Below are 26,209 nucleotides of genomic sequence, written 5' to 3'. Positions count from 1 at the left end.
CTTGCGGCGGTGCAGTCAGCCTTCTTCACCTTCGTCGTCATCCCCGCCATCGACCTTCATGCCGAGTTCCTTGATCTTGCGGGTCAAGGTGTTGCGGCCCCAGCCCAGCAGCACGGCAGCATCCCGACGACGACCGGCAGTGTGCTTCAGCGCGGTCTCGATCATGATCCGCTCGAACGCTGGCACTGCGCTGTCGAGCAGGCTCGACTGACCCCGTGCCAAGGCCTGGTCGGCCCACTGGCGCAGCGCCTGTTCCCAGTTGGTCACCGGTGCCGAGTCCTGCGGCAGGCTCAGCAGTTCCGGTGGCAGGTCGCCGATGTGCACCTCACGCCCGGACGCCATCACGGTGATCCAGCGGCAGGTGTTTTCCAGCTGTCGCACGTTGCCCGGCCACGGCAGGTTCTTCAGGTATTCCTCGGTCTCGCTTTTCAGCAGTTTCGGCTCGACCGCCAGTTCCTGTGCGGCGCGGCTGAGGAAGTGTTTGGCCAGCGTCGGGATGTCTTCGCGTCGGTCCGACAGGCGCGGAATATGGATGCGGATCACGTTGAGGCGGTGGAACAGGTCTTCACGGAATTTCCCGGCGTGAACCAGGGTTTCCAGATTCTGGTGGGTGGCGGCAATGATCCGCACATCGACCTTGACCGGCACATGCCCGCCGACGCGATAGAACTCGCCATCGGCCAGCACCCGCAACAGTCGGGTCTGGGTGTCGGCCGGCATGTCGCCGATTTCATCGAGGAACAGCGTGCCGCCATCTGCCTGTTCGAAACGACCGCGCCGCAGGTTGGCCGCGCCGGTGAACGCGCCTTTCTCATGGCCGAACAGTTCGGACTCCATCAGGTCCTTCGGAATGGCCGCCATGTTCAGCGCAATGAACGGCGAGGCGGCCCGCGGGCTGTGACGGTGAAGGGCATGGGCCACCAGTTCTTTGCCGGTGCCGGATTCGCCGTTGATCAGCACGGTGATGTTGGAGTGGCTCAGGCGCCCGATGGCGCGAAATACTTCCTGCATCGCCGGCGCTTCGCCGATGATTTCCGGGGTGCGGGTCAGGGCCGGCACCACTTCCAGACCTTGCTGTTCCTGGGCGTGCTGGTTGGCGCGCTTGACCAGCGAAACCGCTTCGTCGACGTCGAACGGCTTGGGCAGGTATTCGAACGCGCCGCCCTGATAGGAGGCGACAGCGCTGTCCAGGTCGGAGTGAGCGGTCATGATGATGACCGGCAGTCGAGGGTGCTGCTCGCGAATCCGCGCCAGAAGGTCAAGACCGCTGGCACCGGGCATGCGGATGTCGGAGATGATCACGTCCGGCTGCTGGCGGGCCAGGCGGCTCATCACGCCATCGGCACTGTCGAAGCTCTGGGTGGTCATGCCTTCCTGTTGCAGGGCTTTTTCCAGGACCCAACGGATAGAACGGTCGTCATCGACGATCCACACGGTTTCACTACGGCTCATGTCGATGTGGCTCCTTGTTCCAGTGGCAGAAAGATCGAGAACGTGGTGTGGCCTGGATGGCTGTCGCACTCGATCAGGCCCTGGTGCTGGCTGATGATGTTCTGGGTGATGGCCAGGCCGAGTCCGGTACCGTCCGGACGTCCGCTGACCATGGGAAAGAAAATGGTTTCCTGGAGTTCCGCCGGGATCCCCGGGCCGTTGTCGATGATCTCGATCTTGGTCACCAGACGATGGCGGACATGGCCGATGGTGAACTGGCGCATGGCGCGGGTGCGCAGGCTGATGCGGCCCAGGCGCAGCTCGTTCTGGCTGCTGATCGCCTGCATCGCGTTACGGACGATGTTCAATACCGCCTGAATCATTTGCTCGCGGTCGATCAGCACGTCGGGAATGCTCGGGTCGTAATCGCGCACCAGCGTGATGCAACCCTGGCTTTCGGCCTCGACCAGTTGGCAGACACGCTCCAGTACTTCGTGAACGTTGCACAAGGCCAGAGACGGCAGTTTGTTCGAACCCAGCATGCGGTCGACCAGATTGCGCAGGCGGTCGGCCTCTTCGATGATCACGTTGGTGTAGTCGCGCAGGCTGTCTTCCGGCAGCTCCCGGGCCAGCAGTTGCGCGGCGCCACGGATGCCGCCCAGCGGGTTCTTGATCTCGTGTGCAAGACCGCGCACCAGCATCTTGCTGGTTTCCTGTTTCGACAGTTGCGCCTCTTCCTTGGTGATTCGCAGCAGGCGATCGCGCGGGTGAACTTCCAGCAAAAGCAGAGTCGCGCCGTTGCTGAGAATCGGTGTCACCGCGTAGTCCACGGTCAGGGTCTGGCCGGTGAGGGCGGTGAGCATCGCTTCGCGCTTGGTGAAGGGGTGCGCCTGTTCCACCGCCTGACGCAACGAATTGAGCGCCTCGGTGGATTCGGTGAACAGCTCGCTGATGAACTGGCCATGGCTGCGCTGTCCGCTGATGGCCAGCAGCATCTCCGCCGCCGGATTCATGTACTCGAGGCGCAATTCGGCGTCGAGCAGGATGGTGGCGGTAGTCAGGTTGTCGAGCAGCAATCGGTGGAGTGCATCGCTTATGGTCATCAGGACCTCTTTTGGAGCAAGGCGTGCGCGAGAAACGAAGCGCCGGTGCGAGGAAAATGCAAAAACCAAACCAAGGCTCCGAAAAGAAGCGTTCATCGCCTGAAACAGGTGTTTTACGCTCGATTGCGCGGCGACGGGCCAGCCCTGGCGGGTACTTTCGAACCAAAATGGGATGTCGTGCGGGTACAGTGCAATCTTCTGCACCAATATAGTGCGCAGAGCTGAACGGCGTTAGAAGAAACGCAGGAAGGGATTTTTGGGTTCGGCGGGTTTGTCTTTCAGCGGGCATTCCGGGCGCACGCCGTAGTCGTCGGTCGTGCAGGGTTTTACCTGACGTTTTTGCGCCAGCGAAATGCGCTGCATGTGGAACGGCTGATTGGCGGTGCGCTCGACGATACGATCCTGCTCGTCGAGGATCTCCACCGAGAGATTATGGCTACCACGATCGATATTGCTCAGCGGGAACACCGGGCTCAGACCGGGCTCGCCGGTGGCCTGGCCATCCAGCAGCAGGCGATAGCGATGGCCCTTCTGCAAGCCGGGTTCGCTGGTGACGCTGACGATCAACTCGCCGGCGCTGCTGCGAATGGTCGCGTCCGGTTCGGGCACCAGCACCCGCAGCATGTCGTAGCGAAACAGCGGTTGTTCCGGTTTTTTTTTCACCGGAATGACGGGCGCCGCTCCGGTCGGGTTCGAGGCCATGCGATTGCTGGTGGCCAATGGCACACGCTTGGCGTTGCCACGCGGTTGATCGGTGTAGACGCGATTGCCCTGCGCGTCGACATAAGTAAAGACCTCGGCAGAGGCGCCACACGCGAGCAAGGCCAGACATGCAGCGATCAACCCGCGAGTCATGGTTTGTGTACCCGCTGCACGGTGAAGACCACTGCCGGACTCTGCTGAATGATCGCCGCGCCATCGATCACCTGGACCGCCAGCCGATGTTCGCCCCGGTCGACGTTCACCAGTTGCAGGATCGGCACGTTGCTCGGTTGGCCATAAGGCGTGTCGTCGAGCAGCAGGCGCAATTGATGAGGTGCCTGCAGGCGCGGTTTGATCAGCACGCTGACGGTGAACGTGCCGTTGTTGGCGCGCAAGGCTTCTTCGGTGGGCAGGCCGGTCAGCTCCAGCACTTCGTAGGCATTGCGCGCAGGCGTACGGTTGGCTGTGTCCGACGACGGCGCACCCGGGGTCTGGGGCTTGACGCTGTTGAGTGGCGGCAGTTCCACCGGCTGCGACTTCACGCCATCCGGCGAATGGTCGCTGTACACCGTGTTGCCGTTGGCGTCGGTGTACTTGTAGATCTGCGCAGAAGCGGAGCACGCGCAAATCAGCAACAGAATCATCAGCAGTGGCCGCATTCGAACGTCCTGTGAGCAGCGGATATCACTCCGACAATGGAATACCCTCGCCGCCAGCATAGAACACAACCAGCTCCACGGGTTCGTTTCCGGTGATGCCGCGATGGCTGCGGTTGACCATTTCGGCGACGGCTTCTCCCTGTTTGAATCGTTTGCGGCGACCATCTTCCCAGCTTTCGATGGTCAGTTCGCCGGAGAGAATATAGGCAGCGTTGGGAATGGGGTGGGTATGCCATTGGAGCGATGTGTTGGCAGGGATGTTGAGCTTGAGCACCGACAGTCGGGGAGCGGCATCGGGGTAGTTCGTGTAGGCAGTCCCGTCCCACGACGTGCGGCTTTCAAGCAAGAGGTTGCGCTCTATCTGCCCGGGTTCCCGGTGGGAGGTGCAGCCTTGCATGGACAGCATCGCCAGAGCGGCAAGCAGTATCTGGAAAAGGCATTGTTTCATCGTCTGATTCCTTGAGTGGCCGTAAGGGGTAAAGGCTACGAGCCGCTCAAAGGGATTGATGCCCGACGATGCTTCAGTTGCTTTCGGATATCTGGATGGAAGTTGTCGGAAATTTCCAAAAAAAAAAGGCCTCCCGAAGGAGGCCTCTCTTTTGTCACGCCGCGTAGCGCAGCGCTACCGGATCAGCAGCTGTAGTACAGCTCATATTCCAGTGGGTGTACGAAGGTGCGGACCTTGATTTCTTCTTCGGATTTCAGCGCGATGTAGGCATCGATGAAATCGTCGGAGAATACGCCGCCCTTGGTCAGGAACGCACGGCCCTTGTCCAGCTCTTCCAGGGCTTCTTTCAGGCTGCCGCAAACCTGCGGGATTTCTTTCGCCTCTTCAGGCGGCAGGTCGTACAGGTTTTTGTCTGCTGCGTCGCCTGGGTGGATCTTGTTCTGGATGCCGTCCAGACCGGCCATCAGCAGCGCTGCGAAAGCCAGGTACGGGTTGGCGGCCGGATCCGGAAAACGTGCTTCGATACGACGGCCGCGCGGGCTGTTGACGTAAGGAATACGGATCGAGGCGGAACGGTTGCGAGCCGAGTAGGCCAGCATCACCGGAGCTTCGAAACCTGGCACCAGACGCTTGTAGGAGTTGGTGGCCGGGTTGGTGAAGCCGTTCAGGGCCTTACCGTGCTTGATGATGCCGCCGATGAAGTACAGGGCGGTTTCGGACAGGCCGGCATAGCCTTCGCCAGCGAAGGTGTTCTTGCCGTCTTTGGCGATGGACATGTGCACGTGCATACCCGAACCGTTGTCACCGTACAGTGGTTTCGGCATGAAGGTCGCAGTGCGGCCGTAGGCATCGGCCACGTTGTGTACAACGTATTTCAGAGTCTGAACTTCGTCAGCTTTCTTCACCAGGGTGTTGAACTTGACACCAATTTCGTTTTGACCGGCGGTTGCCACTTCGTGGTGGTGAACTTCAACGGTCTGACCCATCTCTTCCAGTGCGTTGCACATGGCGGTACGGATTTCGTGGTCGTGGTCGAACGGCGGAACCGGGAAGTAGCCGCCCTTGATGCCAGGACGGTGGCCCTTGTTGCCGCCTTCCACGTCCTGGTCGGACATCCACGAGCCTTGCTCGGAGTAGATCTTGAACATCGAGCCGGAGATGTCGGACTTGAACTTCACTTCGTCGAAGATGAAGAACTCAGGCTCGGGACCGGCGAATACGGTGTCACCGATACCGGTGGTCTTCAGGTATTCCTCGGCGCGACGGGCGATGGCGCGAGGGTCGCGGTCGTAGCCCTGCATGGTCGAAGGCTCGATGATGTCGCACACCAGGATCAGGGTCGGTTCTTCGGTGAACGGGTCCAGAACGGCGGTTTCGTCGTCCGGCATCAGGATCATGTCGGAGGCTTCGATGCCTTTCCAGCCAGAGATGGAGGAACCGTCGAACATCTTGCCCGCTTCGAAGAAGTCGTCTTCCAGCGCATCGCGAGCCGGCATGGTCACGTGGTGCTGAGTGCCTTTGGTGTCCGTGAAGCGCAGATCAATCCACTTGACGTCATGATCTTTGATGAGTTGAACCGACTTCGACATAGTGTCCTCCGGGTGGCTTAGGGCTGGTAGTGGATGCCCTTAAATGTTGGTGATGCCGGCGCGAATATCTGCCAAGGCAACCTGCCTCACAAGGGAGCAAATTGCATGCCAGTGCCCCAGCATGGATTTTCTGCCCCAAATTCACGCTTATAAGGGTGCAAAACGCACAAACGGTAAAAATCTCGCCCTTTAATGTAGCGTCTTGAGTCGAAAATGACCCGTTTTGGTGCATCAAAAACCTTCTGCACATTAACTGGTTAAACCTTGAGCAATTTCCGCTATAATCCGCGCCCCCCTTTTTCGGCTGGCCCAGCGCGCGCTGTTTTCATGAAACTAATCGTTAAAGTCTTCCCCGAGATCACCATCAAAAGCCGACCTGTCCGGACGAAGTTCATCCGCCAGCTGGCCAAGAACATCCGTACCGTGCTCCGCGACCTGGACCCGGCCGTGGTGGTGAACGGCGTATGGGACAATCTCGAGCTGGAAACCCGCGTCACCGATCCCAAGGCCCTGAAAGAAATGGGCGAGCGCCTGACCTGCATGCCGGGCATCGCGCACTTTCTGCAGATCGACGAGTACCCGCTGGGTGACTTCGACGACATCACCGAGAAGTGCAAGCAGCACTTCGGTGACTTGCTGGCCGGGAAGATTTTCTCGGTGCGCTGCAAGCGTGCGGGCAAGCATGCGTTCAGCTCGATGGATGTCGAAAAGTACGTCGGCAGCAAGCTGCGCCGTGAATGCGGTGCCGCGGGGATCGACCTGAAAGCGCCGGAAGTCGAAGTCCGCATCGAAGTTCGCGACAAACGGTTGTTTGTGATCCACAGCCAGCACAATGGCATCGGCGGCTACCCGCTCGGTGCGCTGGAGCAGACGCTGGTATTGATGTCCGGCGGCTTTGACTCGACGGTTGCTGCGTACCAGATCCTGCGCCGCGGCCTGATGACGCACTTCTGCTTCTTCAATCTGGGCGGTCGTGCCCACGAACTGGGCGTGATGGAAGTCGCGCATTTCATCTGGAAGAAGTACGGCAGCTCGCAACGCGTGCTATTTGTCAGTGTCCCGTTCGAAGAAGTGCTGGGCGAAATTCTCGGCAAGGTCGACGACAGTCATATGGGCGTCGTATTGAAGCGTATGATGTTGCGCGCAGCTTCGAGCATTGCCGAACGCCTGCACATTGATGCGCTGGTCACCGGTGAAGCGATTTCCCAGGTGTCGAGCCAGACGTTGCCGAACCTGTCGGTCATCGATTGCGTCACGGACAAGCTGGTCCTGCGACCGCTGATCGTCGCCCACAAGCAGGACATCATCGACACGGCCGACCAGATTGGTACCGGTGACTTCGCCCGGCACATGCCGGAGTATTGCGGCGTCATCTCGGTCAACCCGAAGACCGCCGCCAAGCGTGGCCGGGTCGAGCACGAAGAGCAGGAATTCGATATGGCGGTGCTCGAGCGTGCGCTCGCAAACGCCAGACTGGTGCCGATCGATCGGGTGATCGACGAATTGGGCCAGGATTTGCAAATCGAAGAAGTCAGCGAGGCGCTGGCCGGTCAGATCGTCATCGACATCCGTCACCCGGATGCTGCCGAGGATGATCCGCTGGAACTCGCCGGCATAGAGGTACAGACGATGCCGTTCTACGCAGTGAACGCTCGTTTCAAGGAACTGGATCCGACTCGCCAGTACCTGCTGTATTGCGACAAAGGCGTGATGAGTCGCCTGCATGCCCATCATCTGCTCAGTGAGGGGCATGCCAATGTGCGCGTTTATCGACCGAGCTAAGTGCCCGGGGCTGTTTGCCTGTGGCCTGCGTCACCGGCCCCCCGACACTGCCGTCAAGCTGTAACGGCCATGCCGGACACTACTGCCAATCGCTGCCATGACTTGTCAGCAAACCGAATCCTCTGATCGAGATACACAAGTGATCGAAAATCTACGTAACATCGCCATCATTGCCCACGTTGACCACGGTAAAACCACCCTGGTAGACAAACTCCTGCGTCAATCCGGCACCCTGGAGCGCAACGAGCTCAACGACGAGCGCGTGATGGACTCCAACGACCAGGAAAAAGAGCGCGGCATTACCATTCTGGCGAAAAACACCGCCATCAACTGGAACGGCTACCACATCAACATCGTGGACACCCCGGGCCACGCCGACTTCGGCGGCGAAGTAGAGCGCGTAATGTCGATGGTCGACTCCGTGCTGCTGCTGGTCGACGCCCAGGACGGCCCTATGCCGCAAACCCGTTTCGTGACCAAGAAGGCTTTCGAAGCTGGTCTGAAGCCAATCGTCGTGATCAACAAGGTTGACCGTCCGGGCGCGCGTCCTGACTGGGTTCTGGACCAGATCTTCGACCTGTTCGACAACCTCGGTGCCACCGACGAACAGCTGGACTTCAAAGTCGTCTACGCCTCGGCCCTGAACGGCATCGCCGGTCTGGACCACACCGACATGGCCGAAGACATGACCCCGCTGTACCAGTCGATCATCGACAACGTTCCAGCGCCGGCCGTTGACCGTGACGGTCCGTTTCAGATGCAGATCTCCGCACTGGACTACAACAGCTTCCTGGGCGTGATCGGTGTTGGCCGTATCGCCCGTGGTCGCATCAAGCCGAACACTCCGGTCGTCGCCATCGACACCGAAGGCAAGCGCCGCAACGGTCGTATCCTGAAGCTGATGGGTCACCACGGTCTGCACCGCGTTGACGTCGAAGAAGCCCAGGCCGGCGACATCGTCTGCATCAGCGGTTTCGACGAGCTGTTCATCTCCGACACCCTGTGCGACATGAACACTGTCGAAGCGATGAAGCCGCTGACCGTCGACGAGCCGACCGTTTCCATGACCTTCCAGGTCAACGACTCGCCGTTCTGCGGTAAAGAAGGCAAGTTCGTGACTTCCCGCAACATCAAGGAACGTCTGGACAAAGAGCTGCTGTACAACGTTGCCCTGAAAGTTGAAGAAGGCGACTCCGCCGACAAGTTCAAGGTATCCGGTCGTGGTGAGCTGCACCTGTCGGTACTGATCGAAACCATGCGTCGCGAAGGCTTCGAGATGGCTGTGGGCCGTCCTGAAGTGATCATCCGCGAAGTGGGCGGCGTGAAGCAGGAACCGTTCGAAAACGTGACCATCGACATCCCTGAAGAATCCCAGGGCAAGGTCATGGAAGAAATGGGTCTGCGTAAGGGCGACCTGACCAACATGTCCCCGGATGGCAAGGGCCGTGTGCGCCTGGAGTACAACATCCCGGCTCGCGGTCTGATCGGTTTCCGTAACCAGTTCCTGACCCTGACCAACGGCGCAGGCATCCTGACCTCGATCTTCGATCGTTACGACACCATGAAGTCCGGCCACATGTCCGGTCGTCAGAACGGTGTTCTGGTATCGGTTGAAACCGGTAAGGCACTGACCTACTCCCTGGAAACCCTGCAGGCTCGTGGCAAGCTGTTCGTAGAACACGGCCAGGAGATCTACAACGGTCAGATCGTGGGTCTGAACAGCCGTGACAACGATCTGGGCGTCAACCCTACCAAGGGCAAGAAGCTCGACAACATGCGTGCTTCGGGCAAAGACGAAACCATCGCTCTGGTTCCACCTGTCCGCTTCACTCTGGAACAGGCTCTGGAATTCATCCAGGATGACGAGCTGTGCGAAGTGACGCCGAAGTCCATCCGTCTTCGCAAGAAGATCCTGGACGAAGGCGAGCGTACCCGCGCTGCCAAGAAAGCCAAGGCATAAGATTTAGCCAGGCTTGAAAAAAACGCCCCCGGTCGAGAGACCGGGGGCGTTTTTGTTTGTCTGGCTTTTGAAAGTCTCGTTCCCACCTCGAACCGTCTGCGTGGGAACGATCAGGCGTCGGGATCAGAAGCGCTCGATCGACCGCGAATTCTGCACCCGCTCCACTTCCTTCGGCTTGTACGCGCAATACCCCGGGCGCGGGCCGATCTTCGGGTGGTTGCGGCAGGTGTCCGGGCGCTTGTCATAAATGGTGCACAGCCGGCTCTTGCGATCCAGGTAGTAGCAATCGTTGTTGCTCATGCGCTGCAGGGTAAAGATCCCCGACTTCTGGTTGAAGCGCTCCACCAGACCTTCCTTTTGCAGGCGTTTGGCGATGTTTTTCGGCGGTTCGCCCAGTTCGAACTCGTCGACCACGCCGATGCGCACCAGATCCTTGATCTTGACCTCGACCGGCAGCGTACAGCAGCTGGAAACGCACGAGCCGCACATAGGGGCCGAATATTTGGCCCAGGTTTCGAGACGGTCGATCTCGGCGGCGGCGATCAGGTTGGGCTTCATCATCAGGGTTTACCAGGCGTGTGCGTCAGGGCGCGCGATCATACCGGGACGGGTGGATTTTTGAACAACCTTTCGCCGGTTTTTTTCTCTCTGTCATCACCGGAGCCGACAATTCGGCATGGCCCCTGCATTCATTCAGGCATTCGCCAGGGTATTGCCGGACGAACGCACACTCTCAGGAAAAACTGCCGAACCAGAGCCGCCACCGTCGGTCAGACCGTCTAGGCTCTGACAATTCCCCGCTCGCTCGAGGTCCTATCGATGACTCAAGAACCACTAGTTCGCGAAGCAGAGGTGGCCGCATTCCGCGACGCCGTCCTGACCAAGCTCACCTACGCGGTGGGCAAAGACCCGGATCACGCCTTCGACCATGACTGGTTCGAAGCCATCGCCCTGGCGGCGCGCGATCATATGGTCGAGCACTGGATGGATCACACCCGACAGATCTACCGCAAAGGGCAGAAGCGGGTGTATTACCTCTCGCTGGAATTTCTCATCGGCCGATTGCTGTACGACAGCCTGAGCAATCTTGGCCTGCTCGACGTCGCCCGCGAGGCACTGACCGAGCTGGGCGTGGATCTGGAGCGCATCCGCCTGCTGGAGCCCGACGCCGCGCTGGGCAACGGCGGCCTCGGACGGCTGGCGGCGTGCTTCATGGAAAGCATGTCGACGCTCGGCATCGCCGGCCACGGCTACGGCATTCGGTATGAGCACGGCCTGTTCCGCCAGGCCATCGTCGACGGCTGGCAGCAGGAGCAGACCGAGCACTGGCTGGATTTCGGCAACCCGTGGGAGTTCGAACGGCCAGAGGTCGTCTACACCATCGGCTTTGGCGGCAGCGTTGAAACCGTCACCGATGTTACCGGCAAGAGCAAGCAGGTCTGGCACCCGGCCGAAACCGTGCGGGCGATTGCCTACGACACCCCGGTGGTCGGCTGGCGAGGGGCGAGCGTCAACACCTTGCGTCTGTGGCGGGCCCGGGCGATGGAAGATCTGCACCTGGAGCGCTTCAACGCCGGTGACCATTTGGGTGCCGTGGCCGAGGTGGCTCGCGCCGAAAGCATCTCCCGCGTTCTTTATCCGGCGGACAGCACCGAGGCCGGTCAGGAACTGCGTCTGCGTCAGGAATACTTCTTCGTCGCCGCGTCGCTTCAGGATCTGCTGCGCCGTCATCGCAACATGCACACCTCGGTGCTGACCCTGGGCGATCATGCGTCGATCCAGCTCAACGACACTCACCCTTCGATTGCCGTCGCCGAACTGATGCGGCTGCTGGTGGATGTCTACGACGTGGCCTGGGATGCGGCGTGGCAAGTCACCGTCGATACGCTGTCGTACACCAACCACACGCTGCTGCCCGAAGCGCTGGAAACCTGGCCGGTAGGGCTGATGGAGCGCATGCTGCCGCGGCACATGCAGATCATTTATTTGATCAACGCCCAGCACATCGACTCGTTGCGGGCCAAGGGCATTCACGATTTCGACGTGTTGCGGGCGGTATCGCTGATCGAGGAAGACAATGGTCGCCGGGTGCGCATGGGCAACCTCGCGTTCCTCGGTTCCCATAGCGTCAACGGCGTGTCGGGCCTGCACACACAACTGATGCGCAAGACCGTGTTTGCCGAACTGCACAAGCTGTATCCGGAACGGATCAACAACAAAACCAACGGCATCACCTTCCGCCGCTGGCTGTACCAGGCCAACTCCGAACTGACCTCGATGCTGGTCGATGCTCTCGGCCCGGATGTGCTGGACAATCCGCAAGAGCGTCTGCTCGACCTTGAGCCGTTCGCCGAGAAGCCGGCCTTCCGCAAGGCCTTCGCCGAGCAACGGCTGCACAGCAAAAAAGCGCTGGCCTATCTGATTCACGAACGGCTGGGAATCGCAGTCAACCCGGCGGCGATGTTCGATGTGCAGGTCAAGCGGATCCACGAATACAAGCGTCAGTTGCTCAACCTGATGCATACGGTCGCGCTATATCAGGCGATTCGCGCCCAGCCGGAAACCGATTGGGTGCCGCGAGTGAAAATCTTCGCCGGCAAGGCGGCGGCCAGTTATCACCAGGCCAAGCTGATCATCAAACTGACCAACGACATCGCCCGGGTGGTGAACAACGACCCGACCGTGCGCGGCTTGCTGAAGGTGGTGTTCCTGCCTAACTACAACGTCAGCCTGGCGGAGAGCATCATTCCGGCGGCGGATCTCTCGGAGCAGATCTCCACCGCCGGTTTCGAGGCGTCGGGCACCAGCAACATGAAGTTCGGCCTCAACGGCGCGCTGACCATCGGCACCCTCGACGGTGCCAACGTGGAAATGTGCGAGCGCATCGGTGCCGAGCACATGTTCATTTTCGGCCTGAGTGCCCAGCAGGTCGAAGCGCGCAAGCAGAACCACGAGTTCAGTGCCGCGCCGGACATCGCCGCCTCTCACCGTCTGAGCGATGTATTGCAGGCGATTCGCAGTGGTGTGTTCTCGCCGGATGACACCTCGCGCTACACCGGGCTGATCGATTCGCTGATGGACTACGACCGCTTCTTGGTCTGCGCCGACTTCGATGCGTACTGGGAAGCGCAGATGCGCGTCGATGCGCTCTGGCACGACTCGAACAACTGGTGGCGTTCGGCTGTGCTGAACACCGCGCGGATGGGCTGGTTCTCGTCGGACCGGACGATTCGCGAGTACGCCACGGATATCTGGAAGGCACTGGAGTAACTTTTAGCGACAAATGTGCGTCCGGCCCCACGCTCGTTGGGCCGGGCCGATATACTGAGCCCTGATTTCGCCCCGTTCCGGGGCTGCTCAGGGATATCGACCATGCAATGGATGTTCATGTTGATCGGGCTGCTGCTCGGTTGGCTGCTCGACGAGTCGTTCAGTTCTGCGCTATTGGGCGCGCTGCTGGGCCTGGTGATCGGCCAGACGATCCGGATCGCCCGGCTCGGCTCGCAGAGTGCGGAACACAAGATTCAACTTGAACAGGCGAAAATCGCCTTGCAGGCTGTCGAGCAGCGTCTGTTTCTGCTCGAAGGCGCCGGCGTGCTGGACGCCCCACCCGGCGTCGAGCCTGCTCCAGAGGCTGCTGCCGAACCGGTCCGGGTGACCGAAGAAGTACCCGCCGCAGTTCCCGAGCTGGTCTGGGAGCTGCCACCTGAACTCGAACCGGTCGCTGCCGAGGCCCGCGAAACCCATCAACCGTTGCCGGCCGATGTCTGGCAGCTCGACGCCGTCACGCCCGAACCACAACCGCCCGCCGAACCCCGTGGCCCGAACCTCATCGAGCGTGGCATCAGCGCTGCGCGCAACTGGCTGTTCGGTGGCAACACCGTGCTGCGGGTGGGTGTGGTGCTGTTGTTCTTCGGTCTGGCGTTCCTGCTGCGCTATGCCACCGAAGGCATGGTGGTGCCGATCGAAATGCGCTACGCCGGGGTTGCCGCAGCGGCACTGGGACTGCTGGCGCTGGGCTGGTGGCTGCGCCATCGCAACAGCAGTTACGCCTTGATGCTGCAAGGCACCGGGATTGCGGTGTTGTACCTGACGGTCTTCGCGGCGATGCGCCTGCATCCGCTGCTCGATCCATCCGCCGCCCTGGGTTTGCTGGTGGCCGTGACGGTGTTTTCGGCGATCCTGGCGATCACCCAGGATTCCCTGGCCCTGGCCTGCGCCGCCGCATTGGGCGGCTTCGCCGCACCGATCCTGACCTCCACCGGCGCCGGCAACCATGTCGCGCTGTTCAGCTATTTCGCGTTGCTCAATGCCGGCATTCTCGCCATCGCCTGGTTCAAGGCCTGGCGTCTGCTCAACCTGATCGGTTTCGCCGGCACTTTCGGCATCGGTTTCGCCTGGGGCGTGCGTTCGTATGCGCCGGAGCTGTTGTGGAGCACCGAGCCGTTCCTGATTCTGTTCTTCCTGATGTACTTGGCCATCGGCCTGTTGTTCGCCCGACGCAAGTTGCTGGACATGCCGGACGCCCCGGCAGACGGCGACCGTGAGGCGCTGCTGCATTGGTCGGCGCGCAAGGGCGACTACGTCGACGGCACCCTGCTGTTCGGTCCGCCGCTGGTGGGTTTCGGCCTGCAATTTGCGCTGGTGCAGCATCTGGAATTTGCCGCCGCGTTCAGCGCATTGGCGCTAGGCATGATTTACATGACCCTCGCTCGGTTGTTGATGGGCGGTCGCGCCTTGTTGCTGGGCGAAACCTGCCTGGCGCTCGGGGTGATTTTCGCCAGCCTGGCGATTCCGCTGGGGCTGGATGCGCGCTGGACCTCTGCGGCCTGGGCGGTGGAGGGCGCGGGGATTTTCTGGCTTGGCTTGCGTCAACATCGCCCGTTCGCCCGAGTCTTTGCTTTGTTACTGCAACTGGGCTCGGCGCTGGCGTTTCTCGGTCAATTGCGCGTCGGCGAAAGCAGCCTGCTCGACGGAGCACCGCTGGGCGCGCTGATGCTTGGTATCGCGCTGCTGTTCAGTTTCCATCAATTGCGCAAAGCCCCGGCGGAACTCACCTCGGCGTGGGAGCGCCAGGGCCTGCCGGTGTTGGCGAGTCTTGGTCTGACTTTCCTCTATCTGTTGGCGCCGCTGTTTTTCTTCGTCCAGGCCACGGCCATCAGTTGGGCATTGGCCGGTCTGGTGACGTTGTTCGCCGGCTTGCGCCTGCAATCGCGCACGTTCCTGTTCACCGCATTTGCCGTGCAACTGCTGGGTGGTGCGTTGTTCCTGTTGCGCCTGCAAGGGGCGGGCGAGGATTCGGCGGCGGTGTTCAGCGCCGGCTGGAGTGGTTTGCTCAGCGCATCGCTGATCGGTCTGGCATTGATCGCCGGCATGTTGCTGGCGGCGCGTGACGAGATGGTGCGCAGCGATGTGCGGCTGCTGCGCGGCTTGTCGGTGGTGCTGCTGGCGGGGCTGGTGCTGATCAATCTGGCGGTGTTGTTCGTGCTGCCGTGGCAGACGGCGAGTGCGGTGTGGGCGGCCAGTGGCTTGCTGATCATCTGGCTCAGTCTGTACCTCAAGCAGCGCGCAAGTTTTGTCTTCGGTCTGTTGTTGCAGTTGATCGGCGGCGCGGCGTTCTTGCTGGCCGGTCCCGAACTGCTCGGGCCTTTGTCCAGTGAAGGTCTGCGGCCGCTGGGTCATGGCGGATTCTGGACGCCATTGGTGCTTGGGCTGGCAGCGATGATCGGTGCGTGGCGCCTGCAACTGGGCAATCATGCTTCGGCGTTCGATGTGCTGAGTTTGCAGCGACTGTCCGAAGTGCTGCTGGTGTGGGGTGCCGGTTGGTGGGCGCTGGCGTGGGTCAGTGAGGTGCTGCGTTTTGCTCCGCTGAATCTGCAGGCGACGTTGTTGCTGCTGGTCGCCGCGCTGAGTGTCGCCTTGTGGACGCTGTTGGCATTGCGCCTGAAATGGCCGTCGCTCGGGTTGCTCTGCACCTTGCTGATTCCGGCGGCCGGGCTGGTATTGCTCGCCGCGTGGCACTCGCGTTATCACCCGGCGGCCAATGTCGGTTGGCTGGCATGGGCGGCAGTGTTCGCGGTGCATTTTTTCAGCCTGCGGCGTCTGGGGTCGATGTTGCCGGCGCGGGCCTTGAGTACGGCCCATGTGCTCGGCTGCTGGTTGCTGATCGGCGTGCTGGCGCTGGAGTTGCGCTATGGCCTGCTGCTGTTGTCCGAGCAATACAACGCCTGGCGCTGGCTGGGCTGGGCGATTCTGCCGAGCGTGTATCTGTTGCTGATGGCCGCGCCGCGCAACTGGCCGTGGCCGGTGGCGGCGTTCGCTCGCGAGTATCGCTTGTACGCGGCAGCGCCGCTGGCGCTGTTGATGCTGATCTGGTTCTGGCTGGCGAACGGTGTCAGCGACGGCAATGCCGAGCCGTTGCCCTACGTGCCGCTGATCAACCCCCTGGAGCTGGGGCTGCTGATCGCGTTGTTCAGTGTTTATGTCTGGTCGCGCAGCGCGGTGGCCGAGCTGTCGATCCGCAAGGATTACGCCGCTCACGCCTCGCAACTGATCGCCGGTGTTTCGCTGTTCGCCTTCTGCACCGCGCTGGTGACCCGCGCCGCGCACCATTGGGCGGGAATCCCGTTCGAGCTGGATCTGTTGCTCGAATCGATGCTGGTACAGGCCGGATTGTCCATCGTCTGGACGCTGATGGCGCTGGGTCTGATGATCGGCGGGCACCTGCGCCATCACCGCGAAGTGTGGCTGATCGGTGCGGCGCTGATTGCGCTGGTGGTGGCCAAACTGATTTTTGTCGAGTTGAGCAACCGTGGCGGTCTGGCCCGAATCGTCTCGTTTATCGGCGTCGGCGTGTTGCTGCTGGTGGTGGGTTATTTCGCGCCGCTGCCGCCCAAACGCGTCGAAGCTGCACCGGAGGCGGACAAACCGGCCCCGGAAACCGAAGGAGTGTCGTCTTGAGTCGCTTATTGAATCTGGGGTGGCTGTTGCTGGGTGTGGCCATGACGGCCGTCGGCCAGGAAAAACCGGCGGACTTTGCGGCGCAGGTGCCGTTGTCGGTCACTGGCGCGGGCCCGTGGTATCGCCTCGAACTGCCGCTGAACGTGCAGTTGCAGGCGCGTCAGACCGATCTCGGCGATCTGCGGGTGTTCAACGCCGCGGGTGAACCGCAGGCCTATGCGCAGGCCCGGGAATCGGCGCAGACCCGTGACGACGGTCGCTTGAACGCGGTGAAGTGGTTCCCGCTGTACAACTCGGCGGATGCCACCGAACGTGCTCCGAGTGTGCGGGTTCAGTCGACCACCACCGGCACGCTGGTGGAAGTGCAGCCATCCAGCCAGCTGGAAGCGGGGGAAGAGGTGCTGCGCGGCTGGCTGCTGGATGCCAGTGCAATCAAGGCGCCGTTACAGCAACTGATCCTCGACTGGACCAGCGAGCGGGATGGCTTCCAGCGTTTCAGCATCGAAGCCAGCGACGACTTGCAGCACTGGCAACCGTGGGGCGAAGGGCAGGTTGCGCGCCTGACCTTTTCCGACGAGCGCATCGAACAGCATGAAGTTGCGTTGCCGGGGCAATCGGCGCGTTATCTGCGCCTGCTGTGGGATTCACCGAACGCAGCGCCGACCCTGACGTCGGCGCAGTTGAAAAGCAGCGACCCGCAAAATCTGCCGTTGCCGCTGGTCTGGTCACCCGCGCTGGCCGGCAGCAGCACCAAGGCCGGTGAATACACCTGGCAGCTGCCGATGGGGCTGAATGTCGAACGGGTCCAGGTCGAGTTGAAACAACCCAACAGCCTGGCGCCGGTGACGCTGTCGGGACGCCGCGAAACCAGTCTGCCGTGGCAGACGATGAGCAGTGGTCTGCTCTATCGCCTGACCCAGAATGGCCAGGACGTGGTGCAGAACGAATTGCAGCTCTACGGGCAGACCGTCCAGCAGTTGAAACTGACGGTCGACGAACGCGGCGGTGGTCTCGGCGAACAGGCCCCGAGCCTCAGGTACGCGGTGCGCGCCACGCAGGTGATCTTCCTTGCGCGCGGTGACGGGCCTTACAGCCTGGCGCTGGGCAATCCGACGGTGAGAACGGCGAACCTGCCTCTGAGCACGCTGATCCCCGATTTCAAACCGGAGAAACTGGCCACATTGGGCAAGGCCACGGTGCAAGGGGATGTGGTGGCGCCTCAAACCACTTCGGCCACTACCACGGCGATGGCGAACACCCAGTGGAAGAAATTCGGCCTGTGGGCGGTGTTACTGCTCAGTGTGCTGTTTCTGGCGGTGATGGCGTTCAGCCTGCTGCGCAAGCCGCCGGCCAAATCCTGAATCGGACGGGTGTGGCCTCTACACCCGTCGGGTTTGCGACTACGCTGAAATCCGTGCCTGAACTCTCCCGGTCCGATCACGTCTGATAGCAGGAATTGCACTCGACGCACGTTACCGGGCGTCATTGCTCGCTACGTTTTCAGACTCCCTGTAAACTGCGCGGGTTTTTCAGCCCCCCATTCCACCGGAGCCGTCCATGTCCCGCGTTACCCTGAGTCGCTATTTGATTGAGCAGACCCGCAGCAACAACACTCCTGCCGATCTGCGCTTCCTGATCGAAGTGGTGGCGCGTGCCTGCAAAGAGATCAGCCATGCCGTGTCCAAAGGCGCCCTGGGCGGCGTTCTGGGCAGCATGGGCACGGAAAACGTGCAAGGCGAAGTGCAGAAGAAACTCGACGTGCTGTCGAACGAAATCCTGCTCGAAGCCAACGAGTGGGGCGGTCACCTGGCCGGCATGGCGTCCGAAGAAATGGACAACGCCTACCAGATCCCGGGCAAATACCCGAAAGGCGCCTACCTGCTGGTGTTCGACCCGCTGGACGGTTCCTCGAACATCGACATCAACGCCCCGGTCGGCACCATTTTCTCGGTACTGCGCTGCCCGAACGAATACCTGAGCCAGAATGAAGCCCTGAACGAAAAGGCCTTCCTGCAGCCGGGCACCCAGCAGGTCGCTGCCGGTTATGCGATCTACGGTCCGCAGACCATGCTCATCCTGACCCTGGGCAACGGCGTGAAGGGCTTCACCCTGGACCGCGAAATGGGCAGCTTCGTCCTGACCCACGAAGACATCACCATTCCTGAAAGCACCCAGGAATTTGCGATCAACATGTCCAACCAGCGTCACTGGGAAGCCCCGGTACAGCGCTACGTTTCCGAACTGCTGGCCGGTGAAGAAGGCCCGCTGAAAAAGAACTACAACATGCGCTGGGTCGCGGCGATGGTGGCCGACGTACACCGCATCCTGACCCGTGGCGGTCTGTTCATGTACCCGCGCGACAGCCGCGAGCCGTCCAAGCCGGGCAAGCTGCGCCTGATGTACGAAGCCAACCCGATGTCGTTCCTGGTGGAACAGGCGGGCGGCGCTTCCACCGACGGTCACCAGCGCATTCTCGACATTCAGCCTGAAGGCTTGCACCAGCGCGTCGCGGTGTTCCTCGGCTCGAAAGAAGAAGTCGCCCGCGCCACGGCTTACCACAAGGAATAAACCATGACCGCGCCCTGGCAGCCGTTGCTCGATTGGTGGTTCGGCCATGCCGAGTCGGCTACTGAAGTGACGGCGCAACAGGGCAAGTTGTGGTTCGGCAAGAAAGACAGCCAGGACCTCGAGGCGCGTGAGCGTTTCGGGGTCCTTGTCGATCAGGCCCTCGCCGGCGGATTGACCGAGTGGACGCAACGTCCCGAAGGCTGGCTGGCGGTGGTGCTGTTGCTCGATCAACTCCCGCGAATGATCTTTCGTGATACACCCAAGGCCTTTTCCGGTGACCTGCGGGCGCAGAAGCTGGTTGCCCAAGGCATCGCGGCGGATTTCGACCGGCAGTTGAAACCGGTTCAGCGACTCTTCATCTACCTCGTCTTCGAACACTGCGAAAACCTCGCGGTGCAGAATGAAGCGGTCTCGCGGTTCATCGAACTGGTGGCTGAACAGCCGGAGGCGGAGCGCGGAGTGTTTGCCGACAACCTCGATTATGCCGAGCGGCATCAGAAGGTGATTGCGCGGTTTGGACGGTTTCCGCATCGCAATGCGGTGTTGGGAAGGGAGTCTACGGCGGAGGAGTTGGTGTTTCTTTCCGAGCCCGGGTCCAGATTCTGAATCTCCGTTGTTGCTGGGGCCGCTTTCGCGAGCAAGCTCGCTCCCACATTTGAAATACTTTTCAATGTGGGAGCGAGCCTGCTCGCGAAGAGGCCTGCGGCAGTGCCTTAAATCCTGAAGCTACCCACCAACTGCTTCAACCGCGCAGCCTGCTGCTCCAGATCCGCACAAGCGCGCAACGTCGCCTGCAGGTTCTCCACGCCTTCCTGGTTCAGCGTGTTGATCTCGTTGATATCGACGTTGATCGACTCGACCACCGCCGTCTGCTCTTCCGTCGCGGTTGCCACCGACTGGTTCATCCCGTCGATCTCGCCGATGCGCTGGGTTACGCTTTCCAGGCGTTCGCCGGCCTGGTTGGCGATGCCGACGCTGCTTTCGCTCTCGCGCTGGCTCTCGGTCATGATGCCGACGGCCTGGCGTGCGCCGACCTGCAGTTCTTCGATCATGCTCTGCACTTGCTGCGCCGAATCCTGGGTGCGGTGCGCCAGATTGCGCACTTCGTCGGCGACCACGGCGAACCCACGACCGGCTTCACCGGCACGGGCCGCTTCGATGGCGGCGTTGAGCGCCAGCAGGTTGGTCTGCTGGGAGATGCTGGTGATGACTTCCAGAATTTGCCCGATGTTCACAGTGTTGCTGTTCAGGGTTTCGATGTTGCCGCAGGAGTCGCTGATCTTCGCCGACAGTTGCTGCATCGCATGGATGGTTTTATCCACAACCTGCTGGCCGTCGACCGCCAGGCTGCGCGCATCGCTGGAATGCTGCGAGGCGAGGGCGGCGTTCTGGGCGATTTCCTGGGCGGCGGCGCCGAGTTGATTGATTGCAGCGGCGACGCTGTTGGTGCGCGAGGCCTGCTGGTCGGAGTTGAACATCGACGAGTTGGAGGCTGCGACCACTCGCAGGGCGACTTCGTTGACTTGCCCGGTGGCCGAAGACACTTCGCGAATCGAAGTGTGGATACGCTCGACAAAACGGTTGAACGACAAGCCCAGCGCGCCGAATTCGTCGTGGCCATGGATGGTCAGGCGTTTGGTCAGGTCGCCTTCGCCTTCGGCGATGTCATGCATGGCGCGGCCCATGGCCAGCAGCGGTTGCATCAGCACGCGGATCAGCATGCCGAGCAAAGCGATGATGATCACCACGGCGATGATCATGGCGATCAGTGCCGAGGTGCGGAACTCGCTGAGCATCGAGAACGCCGTGTCCTTGTCCAGCACCAGAGCCACGTACCAGTCGGCCGATGGCACGCCGTTGACGCGGGTGAAGGAGATCAGTTGAGTCTTGCCGTCGAACTCGACTTCCTTAAGGCCCGGGCTGACTTTCGGCGCACCGTTGGGATAGGCCTCGGCCAGGGTCTTGAGCACCAGCTTGCTGTCCGGGTGGATCAGGATCTTGCCGTCGGCACTGACGATGAAGGCGTGGCCGTGGCCGCCGAAGTTCAGCGAGTTGATGATCGCGCTGACGCTGGTCAGGTCGATGTCGGCGCCGGCCACACCGATCATCTGGCCTTGACGCTGCACCGGGGTGGCGATGGTGATCACCAGTTTGCCCGACGAAGCGGCGATGTAGGGCTCGGTGACGATGGTCTGCTGGGCGCTGTTCGCAGCCTTGTACCAGCCACGGGCGCGTGGGTCATAGTCCGGTGCGCGGTTGCCGGCCGGAATCGAGAACATCACGCCATCGGCGCCGCCGAAATAGCTGAGCTGGAAATTGCCGGTGTAGGCGGGCAGGTCGATGATGCGTTTCAGGCTGGCCGGAGCACTGCCATCGGCGACCACCTGCTGCGACATCGATTGCAGCAGCTGGATGCGGCTTTCCAGCCAGGTCTGGATGTTGCTGGTGGTCAGGCTGCCCAGTTCCTGCATCGAGGATTCGGTGCTGTTGCTCAGGGCTTCGCGTTGTCGATAGTCGTTGAACAAAATGAAACAGGCGAATGCAACGGCCACCACGAGGGCGGCAGCCAACAAGATCTTGTGGCTGAATTTCATGTTTCTGGTCATTAAGTGAGCTACCGCGAAGGGGCTGGTCAAGAAAGGGCGGCAATTTGCCACACTCTCGGGCTTTGCGCTGCTCTTATTTCGACCGCTGCGCGTCAAAGATGAGGACGCTTTCGTTAAAGGCGACGAAATGCTCAATAGCCCTACAAAGTGTCTGATTTATCGATGAAAGCCGGACGAGCGGGTCAATAAATAGCCGCCTGCCGAGGGAACCCGACAGGGGTTTTCTCTTCTAAGCTTCTGGTTGGCGCCAGGCCATCCCCCTTCCGTTCCAGGAGTTACACCATGTCGCTGCGATCTATCGCCCTTCTGTCGTTTTGCGTGCTGTTGGCCGCATGCAGCAAGGTCAATCAGGAAAACTATTCGAAGCTCTCGACCGGCATGGCCAAGGCGGAAGTGGAAACGCTGCTCGGCAAACCCACCGATTGCTCGGGTGCGCTCGGCATGTCCAGCTGCACCTGGGGCGACAAGAACAGCTTTATCAGCGTGCAGTACGCCGGTGACAAAGTGCTGATGTTTTCCGGCCAAGGCCTGAAGTAAACCGGGGCAACGCGCCCACGGGAGAAAAACAATGAAGCGGTTATTGCTTATCCTTTTTGCCGGCCTGGTATTGGCCGGCTGCGCCACGACCGGTGAAGATCCGCTGGCGCCAAAGACAGTCCACAGTGTCAACCTCAAGCGTTACCAGGGCACCTGGTACGAGCTGGCGCGGCTGCCGATGTATTTCCAGCGCAACTGCGCCCAATCCGAAGCCCGGTATACCCTCGAGCCTGACGGCAACCTGGGAGTTTTCAACCGCTGCCTGACCAGGGACTGGCAATGGGAAGAGGTCAAGGGCAAGGCTTACCCACAGGTGCCAGGCAAGACCGACAAATTGTGGGTCGAGTTCGATACCTGGTTTTCGCGGCTGATTCCGGGCTCGGCCAAGGGCCAATACTGGGTGCTGTACGTCAGTGATGACTACAAGACCGCCATCGTTGGCGACCCGAGCCGACGTTACCTGTGGCTTTTGTCGCGCACGCCGACCGTCAATGGCGTGGTGCGTGAGGACCTGCTGAGCAAGGCGCGTCAGCAGGGGTACGACACCACGCGGTTGATCTGGCGGACGTCGGATCAGCAGATGGCCAGGACGTCCAACTGACGCATAACAAAAAACCTGTGGAGGTTGCCCTCCACAGGTTTTTTTATGTCAGCCCAACAGGTCTCGCAGCACCTGGGTGAAGGCGCGATTACTGTCTTCTTCCCCGGCATGCCGGCCTTCACGTACGACCCACTGACCGTTGACCAGCACATCGCGCACCTGACGGTCACCACCGGCGAATAGCCAGCGGTTGAGTATCCCGTCGCCGCTGGCGGTGGCCAGATAAGGATCGTTGCCATCGAGCACGATCCAGTCGGCGCGTTTGCCGACCTCCAGCGCGCCGATCGGCTGGCCCAGTGCCTGAGCGCCACCATCCAGGGCAGCGTCATACAGCGTGCGCCCGACCATCGGTTGATCCGCGCCATACAAGCGATTGCGTCGCTGGTCGCGCAGACGCTGGCCATATTCCAGCCAGCGCAATTCTTCCACCACGCTCAACGACACATGGCTGTCGGAACCGATGCCCATGCGTCCGCCCTGAGCGAGGAAATCCACCGCCGGGAAAATTCCGTCGCCCAAATTGGCTTCGGTGGTCAGGCACAGGCCGGCAATGGCGCGACTCTTGGCCATCAGCGTGACTTCGTCCGGATTGGCGTGGGTGGCGTGTACCAGGCACCAGCGCTCATCGACTTCGGTGTTTTCGTACAGCCATTGCAACGGACGGCGACCGCTCCAGCTCAGGCAATCGTCGACTTCCTTCTGCTGTTCGGCGATGTGGATGTGCACCGGGCAATGCTTGTCGCTGGCCGCCAGCACGTCGCTGATCTGCTGCGGCGTGACCGCGCGCAATGAGTGGAAACACAGTCCCAGTGACTGCGCCTTCTGCCGAGCGAGCAACGGCTGCAGGCGCGATTGCAGTTTCAGGTAGTTTTCGGTGCTGTTGATAAAGCGGCGCTGACCTTCGTTGGGCGTCTGGCCACCGAAACCGCTGTGGCTGTAGAGCACCGGCAGCAGCGTCAGACCGATGCCGGCGGAGCTGGCGGCCTGGCTGATACGCAACGCGAGTTCCGCCGGGTCGGCGTACGGCTGGCCGCTTTGATCGTGATGAACGTAATGGAATTCGGCTACCGAGGTGTAACCGGACTTGAGCATTTCGATGTACAGCTGACGGGCGATCACGCCGAGCTGGTCCGGGCTGATTTTTCCGACGAGCCGGTACATCAAGTCGCGCCAGGTCCAGAAACTGTCGTTGGGATTGCCGGCCACTTCCGCCAGTCCCGCCATCGCTCGCTGGAATGCGTGGGAGTGCAGATTCGGCATGCCCGGCAGCAGCGGACCGCTCAGCCGTTCGGCGCCCTCTGCGGTGGAATCGGCCTGGATTCGGGTCAACACGCCATCGGCGCTGACCTCGAGACGTACATTGTTGGCCCATCCGTTAGGCAGCAGCGCGCGTTCGGCAAAGAAGGCGGACATGGTTCAGCACCCCATCGTGTGTTATTTGTATATACATATACAGACGTTTGCCTGCCCGGTAAACTCCGGCAAGCTAGCAACCTTATCCAATGAACAGGGATCCATCGTGCCGACTCCGCCTCCAGTCTCTCCGTTGGCCGCGAACATGGGCGACAGTCCGGCGCCCTTGTACGCCCGCGTCAAACAGATGATCACCCAGCAGATCGACAGTGGTAACTGGCCGCCGCATTACCGCGTGCCGTCGGAAAGTGAGCTGGTCAGCCAGTTGGGCTTCAGCCGCATGACCATCAACCGCGCGTTACGCGAGATGACCGCCGACGGTCTGCTGGTGCGCATGCAGGGCGTCGGCACCTTCGTAGCCGAACCGAAGAGCCAGTCCGCGTTGTTCGAAGTGCATAACATCGCCGACGAAATCGCTTCCCGCGGCCATCGCCACACTTGCCAGGTGATCACCCTGGAAGAAGAAGCCGCCGGCTCCGAGCGCGCCCTGGCGCTGGACATGCGCGAAGGGCAGAAGGTGTTCCACTCGCTGATCGTGCATTACGAAAACGACATTCCGGTGCAGATCGAAGACCGTTTCGTCAACGCGCTGGTCGCCCCGGAATACCTCAAGCAGGATTTCACCCTGCAAACGCCATACGCCTATCTGAACCAGGTTGCACCGCTGACCGAAGGCGAGCATGTGGTCGAAGCGATCCTCGCCGAGCCGTCCGAATGCAAATTGCTGCAGATCGAAAAGGGCGAGCCGTGCCTGCTGATCCGCCGCCGCACCTGGTCGGGTCGTCAGCCGGTGACCGCTGCGCGTCTGATCCACCCCGGTTCCCGTCATCGTCTGGAAGGTCGGTTTCATAAATAAAAAGCATAAATAGAGAGCATAAATGAGCGAGTTGAAGGTTCTACGCGCTGAAGGCTACCCGCGCATGCCGTGGAAAAACGGCGGCGGCAGCACCGAGGAAATCACCCGTGACGCGGGCGCCGGTCTTGACGGTTTCGGCTGGCGTCTGTCGATTGCCGACATCGCTGAATCCGGCGGTTTCTCGACGTTCAGCGGTTATCAACGGGTGATCACGGTGTTGCAGGGCGACGGCATGACCCTGTGTGTCGACGGTGACGACACTCGACCGCTGTTACCCCTCGACCCGTTTGCCTTCAGCGGCGAAAGCCAGGTGTCCTGCACCTTGCTCGGCGGGGCGATCCGCGACTTCAACCTGATCTATGCGCCGCAGCGTTACAACGCGCGCTTGCAGTGGCTGGAGGGTGAGCAGCGGCTTTTCAGCTCCGCCGGCACGGTTCTCGTTTTCAGCGTCAGCGAGTCGCTGCAAGTGCAGATCGGTGACAGTGCTGCGCAACTTGACCGACATGATTGCCTGCAACTGGACGGCAACACCGGTCTGGTGGAGATTGCTGTCAATGCCGGATGCTGCGTGATCGAGCTGACGACACGCTGATACATCTGCGCATGTAAAACACATTGTGGCGAGGGAGCTTGCTCCCGCTGGGCTGCTAAGCGCCCCCGGTCTGGTATTCGCCAGAACCGGGAGCCCTTCGGTCTCAAGCGGGAGCAAGCTCCCTCGCCACATTTGCATTTCAAATCCTGTTTCCCTCGGCGCACCAACTTGTTACCGAACGCCCCAGCGTGGCGCAAAACCACGCTTCTGTAACAGTCCCTCACTTGCACCAATCAACTCCGCAAAAAAAATCAAACACCTCCCAGCCCTTGATTCAGGCGTCCTCCAGCGGTGCCTGGCGATTTTCTTGAACGATCCTTCAAAGAGTTGGCCGCTCGATTGCATATGCTTGTATGTACAAGTAAAGACGTATGCGTATGAGTCGTCAGCGATTCTCCGCAG

Annotated in this window: 20 protein-coding genes and 1 pseudogene; 11 read left to right on the top strand and 10 right to left on the bottom strand. The window is 61.0% G+C overall.

Annotated elements, in window-relative coordinates:
- Positions 1-15 precede the first annotated feature (15 nt).
- From ntrC to glnA, 6 genes are all read right to left on the bottom strand, one after another.
- Positions 16-1,452, bottom strand: a complete 1,437-nt coding sequence (gene ntrC, locus ACK6BI_RS06125; protein WP_409316356.1) for a nitrogen regulation protein NR(I) — start codon at positions 1,450-1,452, stop codon at positions 16-18.
- On the bottom strand, positions 1,449-2,534 hold the full coding sequence (glnL, locus tag ACK6BI_RS06120) for a nitrogen regulation protein NR(II) (RefSeq protein WP_409316355.1): 1,086 nt from the start codon (positions 2,532-2,534) through the stop codon (positions 1,449-1,451). The genes ntrC and glnL overlap by 4 nt, the downstream gene beginning before the upstream one ends.
- A 231-nt stretch (positions 2,535-2,765) precedes the next feature.
- Positions 2,766-3,389 carry a DUF4124 domain-containing protein gene (locus ACK6BI_RS06115; RefSeq protein ID WP_409316354.1) on the bottom strand — a complete coding sequence of 208 codons (624 nt, stop codon included), beginning with the start codon at positions 3,387-3,389 and terminating at the stop codon, positions 2,766-2,768.
- A complete protein-coding gene (locus ACK6BI_RS06110) occupies positions 3,386-3,895 on the bottom strand; it encodes a DUF4124 domain-containing protein (RefSeq protein ID WP_409316353.1) in 510 nt (169 codons plus the stop codon). The genes ACK6BI_RS06115 and ACK6BI_RS06110 overlap by 4 nt, the downstream gene beginning before the upstream one ends.
- Positions 3,896-3,920: 25 nt before the next feature.
- Complete coding sequence (locus ACK6BI_RS06105) at positions 3,921-4,343, bottom strand: cupin domain-containing protein (protein ID WP_409316352.1); 423 nt, start codon at positions 4,341-4,343, stop codon at positions 3,921-3,923.
- A 182-nt stretch (positions 4,344-4,525) separates the two neighbouring features.
- Positions 4,526-5,932 carry a glutamate--ammonia ligase gene (glnA, locus tag ACK6BI_RS06100; protein ID WP_260521863.1) on the bottom strand — a complete coding sequence of 469 codons (1,407 nt, stop codon included), beginning with the start codon at positions 5,930-5,932 and terminating at the stop codon, positions 4,526-4,528.
- 327 nt (positions 5,933-6,259) lie between these two features.
- Here glnA and thiI point away from each other — a divergent pair, with 327 nt between their 5' ends.
- Together thiI and typA are read left to right on the top strand one after the other, a co-directional pair.
- Entirely contained in the window at positions 6,260-7,714 is a 1,455-nt protein-coding gene (thiI, locus tag ACK6BI_RS06095) for a tRNA uracil 4-sulfurtransferase ThiI (RefSeq protein ID WP_409316351.1), read from the top strand.
- 139 nt (positions 7,715-7,853) lie between these two features.
- The gene (gene typA, locus ACK6BI_RS06090) at positions 7,854-9,674 is read left to right on the top strand and encodes a translational GTPase TypA (protein ID WP_260521865.1); all 1,821 of its coding nucleotides are present in this window, start codon (positions 7,854-7,856) and stop codon (positions 9,672-9,674) included.
- A gap of 123 nt (positions 9,675-9,797) precedes the next feature.
- Here typA and ACK6BI_RS06085 read toward each other — a convergent pair whose 3' ends face one another.
- The gene (locus ACK6BI_RS06085; protein ID WP_065261559.1) at positions 9,798-10,235 is read right to left on the bottom strand and encodes a YkgJ family cysteine cluster protein; all 438 of its coding nucleotides are present in this window, start codon (positions 10,233-10,235) and stop codon (positions 9,798-9,800) included.
- Positions 10,236-10,493: 258 nt separating this feature from the next.
- Here ACK6BI_RS06085 and ACK6BI_RS06080 point away from each other — a divergent pair, with 258 nt between their 5' ends.
- The 5 genes from ACK6BI_RS06080 (at position 10,494) to ACK6BI_RS06060 (ending at position 19,808) form a co-directional block, all read left to right on the top strand.
- Positions 10,494-12,944: a glycogen/starch/alpha-glucan phosphorylase gene (locus tag ACK6BI_RS06080; RefSeq protein ID WP_409316350.1), complete on the top strand. Its 2,451-nt coding sequence runs from the start codon at positions 10,494-10,496 to the stop codon at positions 12,942-12,944.
- A gap of 102 nt (positions 12,945-13,046) precedes the next feature.
- Positions 13,047-16,634, top strand: a complete 3,588-nt coding sequence (locus ACK6BI_RS06075; protein WP_409316349.1) for a DUF2339 domain-containing protein — start codon at positions 13,047-13,049, stop codon at positions 16,632-16,634.
- Positions 16,631-17,995 carry a DUF3999 domain-containing protein gene (locus ACK6BI_RS06070; RefSeq protein WP_409316348.1) on the top strand — a complete coding sequence of 455 codons (1,365 nt, stop codon included), beginning with the start codon at positions 16,631-16,633 and terminating at the stop codon, positions 17,993-17,995. Before ACK6BI_RS06075 ends, ACK6BI_RS06070 begins: the two co-directional genes overlap by 4 nt.
- 196 nt (positions 17,996-18,191) lie before the next feature.
- Positions 18,192-19,202: a class 1 fructose-bisphosphatase gene (locus ACK6BI_RS06065; RefSeq protein ID WP_065261556.1), complete on the top strand. Its 1,011-nt coding sequence runs from the start codon at positions 18,192-18,194 to the stop codon at positions 19,200-19,202.
- A 3-nt stretch (positions 19,203-19,205) separates the two neighbouring features.
- Positions 19,206-19,808, top strand: a complete 603-nt coding sequence (locus ACK6BI_RS06060; protein WP_409316347.1) for a DUF924 family protein — start codon at positions 19,206-19,208, stop codon at positions 19,806-19,808.
- A 107-nt stretch (positions 19,809-19,915) separates the two neighbouring features.
- Here the strand turns inward: ACK6BI_RS06060 and ACK6BI_RS06055 are convergent, their stop codons facing one another.
- Both ACK6BI_RS06055 and ACK6BI_RS06050 read right to left on the bottom strand, forming a co-directional pair.
- Complete coding sequence (locus ACK6BI_RS06055) at positions 19,916-20,680, bottom strand: methyl-accepting chemotaxis protein (RefSeq protein WP_371320915.1); 765 nt, start codon at positions 20,678-20,680, stop codon at positions 19,916-19,918.
- Between the two features lie 93 nt (positions 20,681-20,773).
- A pseudogene (locus tag ACK6BI_RS06050) lies at positions 20,774-21,796 on the bottom strand (cache and HAMP domain-containing protein); the annotation flags it as partial.
- Between the two features lie 294 nt (positions 21,797-22,090).
- On the opposite strand from ACK6BI_RS06050, the gene ACK6BI_RS06045 reads away from it, so the two are divergent.
- Both ACK6BI_RS06045 and ACK6BI_RS06040 read left to right on the top strand, forming a co-directional pair.
- A complete protein-coding gene (locus ACK6BI_RS06045; protein WP_119428670.1) occupies positions 22,091-22,345 on the top strand; it encodes a hypothetical protein in 255 nt (84 codons plus the stop codon).
- Between the two features lie 31 nt (positions 22,346-22,376).
- A complete protein-coding gene (locus ACK6BI_RS06040) occupies positions 22,377-22,946 on the top strand; it encodes a lipocalin family protein (RefSeq protein WP_409316346.1) in 570 nt (189 codons plus the stop codon).
- A 48-nt stretch (positions 22,947-22,994) separates the two neighbouring features.
- Here the strand turns inward: ACK6BI_RS06040 and ACK6BI_RS06035 are convergent, their stop codons facing one another.
- Positions 22,995-24,359 carry a formimidoylglutamate deiminase gene (locus ACK6BI_RS06035; RefSeq protein ID WP_409316345.1) on the bottom strand — a complete coding sequence of 455 codons (1,365 nt, stop codon included), beginning with the start codon at positions 24,357-24,359 and terminating at the stop codon, positions 22,995-22,997.
- 145 nt (positions 24,360-24,504) lie between these two features.
- On the opposite strand from ACK6BI_RS06035, the gene hutC reads away from it, so the two are divergent.
- Together hutC and ACK6BI_RS06025 are read left to right on the top strand one after the other, a co-directional pair.
- Positions 24,505-25,215 carry a histidine utilization repressor gene (gene hutC / locus ACK6BI_RS06030; protein ID WP_162803449.1) on the top strand — a complete coding sequence of 237 codons (711 nt, stop codon included), beginning with the start codon at positions 24,505-24,507 and terminating at the stop codon, positions 25,213-25,215.
- Between the two features lie 22 nt (positions 25,216-25,237).
- Complete coding sequence (locus ACK6BI_RS06025; protein ID WP_409316344.1) at positions 25,238-25,807, top strand: HutD family protein; 570 nt, start codon at positions 25,238-25,240, stop codon at positions 25,805-25,807.
- The last annotated feature ends 402 nt before the right edge of the window (positions 25,808-26,209 follow it).

The sequence above is a fragment of the Pseudomonas sp. KCJK9016 genome (assembly GCF_046231795.1).
In the GTDB taxonomy this organism is placed as follows: Bacteria; Pseudomonadota; Gammaproteobacteria; order Pseudomonadales; family Pseudomonadaceae; genus Aquipseudomonas; species Aquipseudomonas bananamidigenes.
This window is presented reverse-complemented; position numbering and strand designations above follow the sequence as displayed.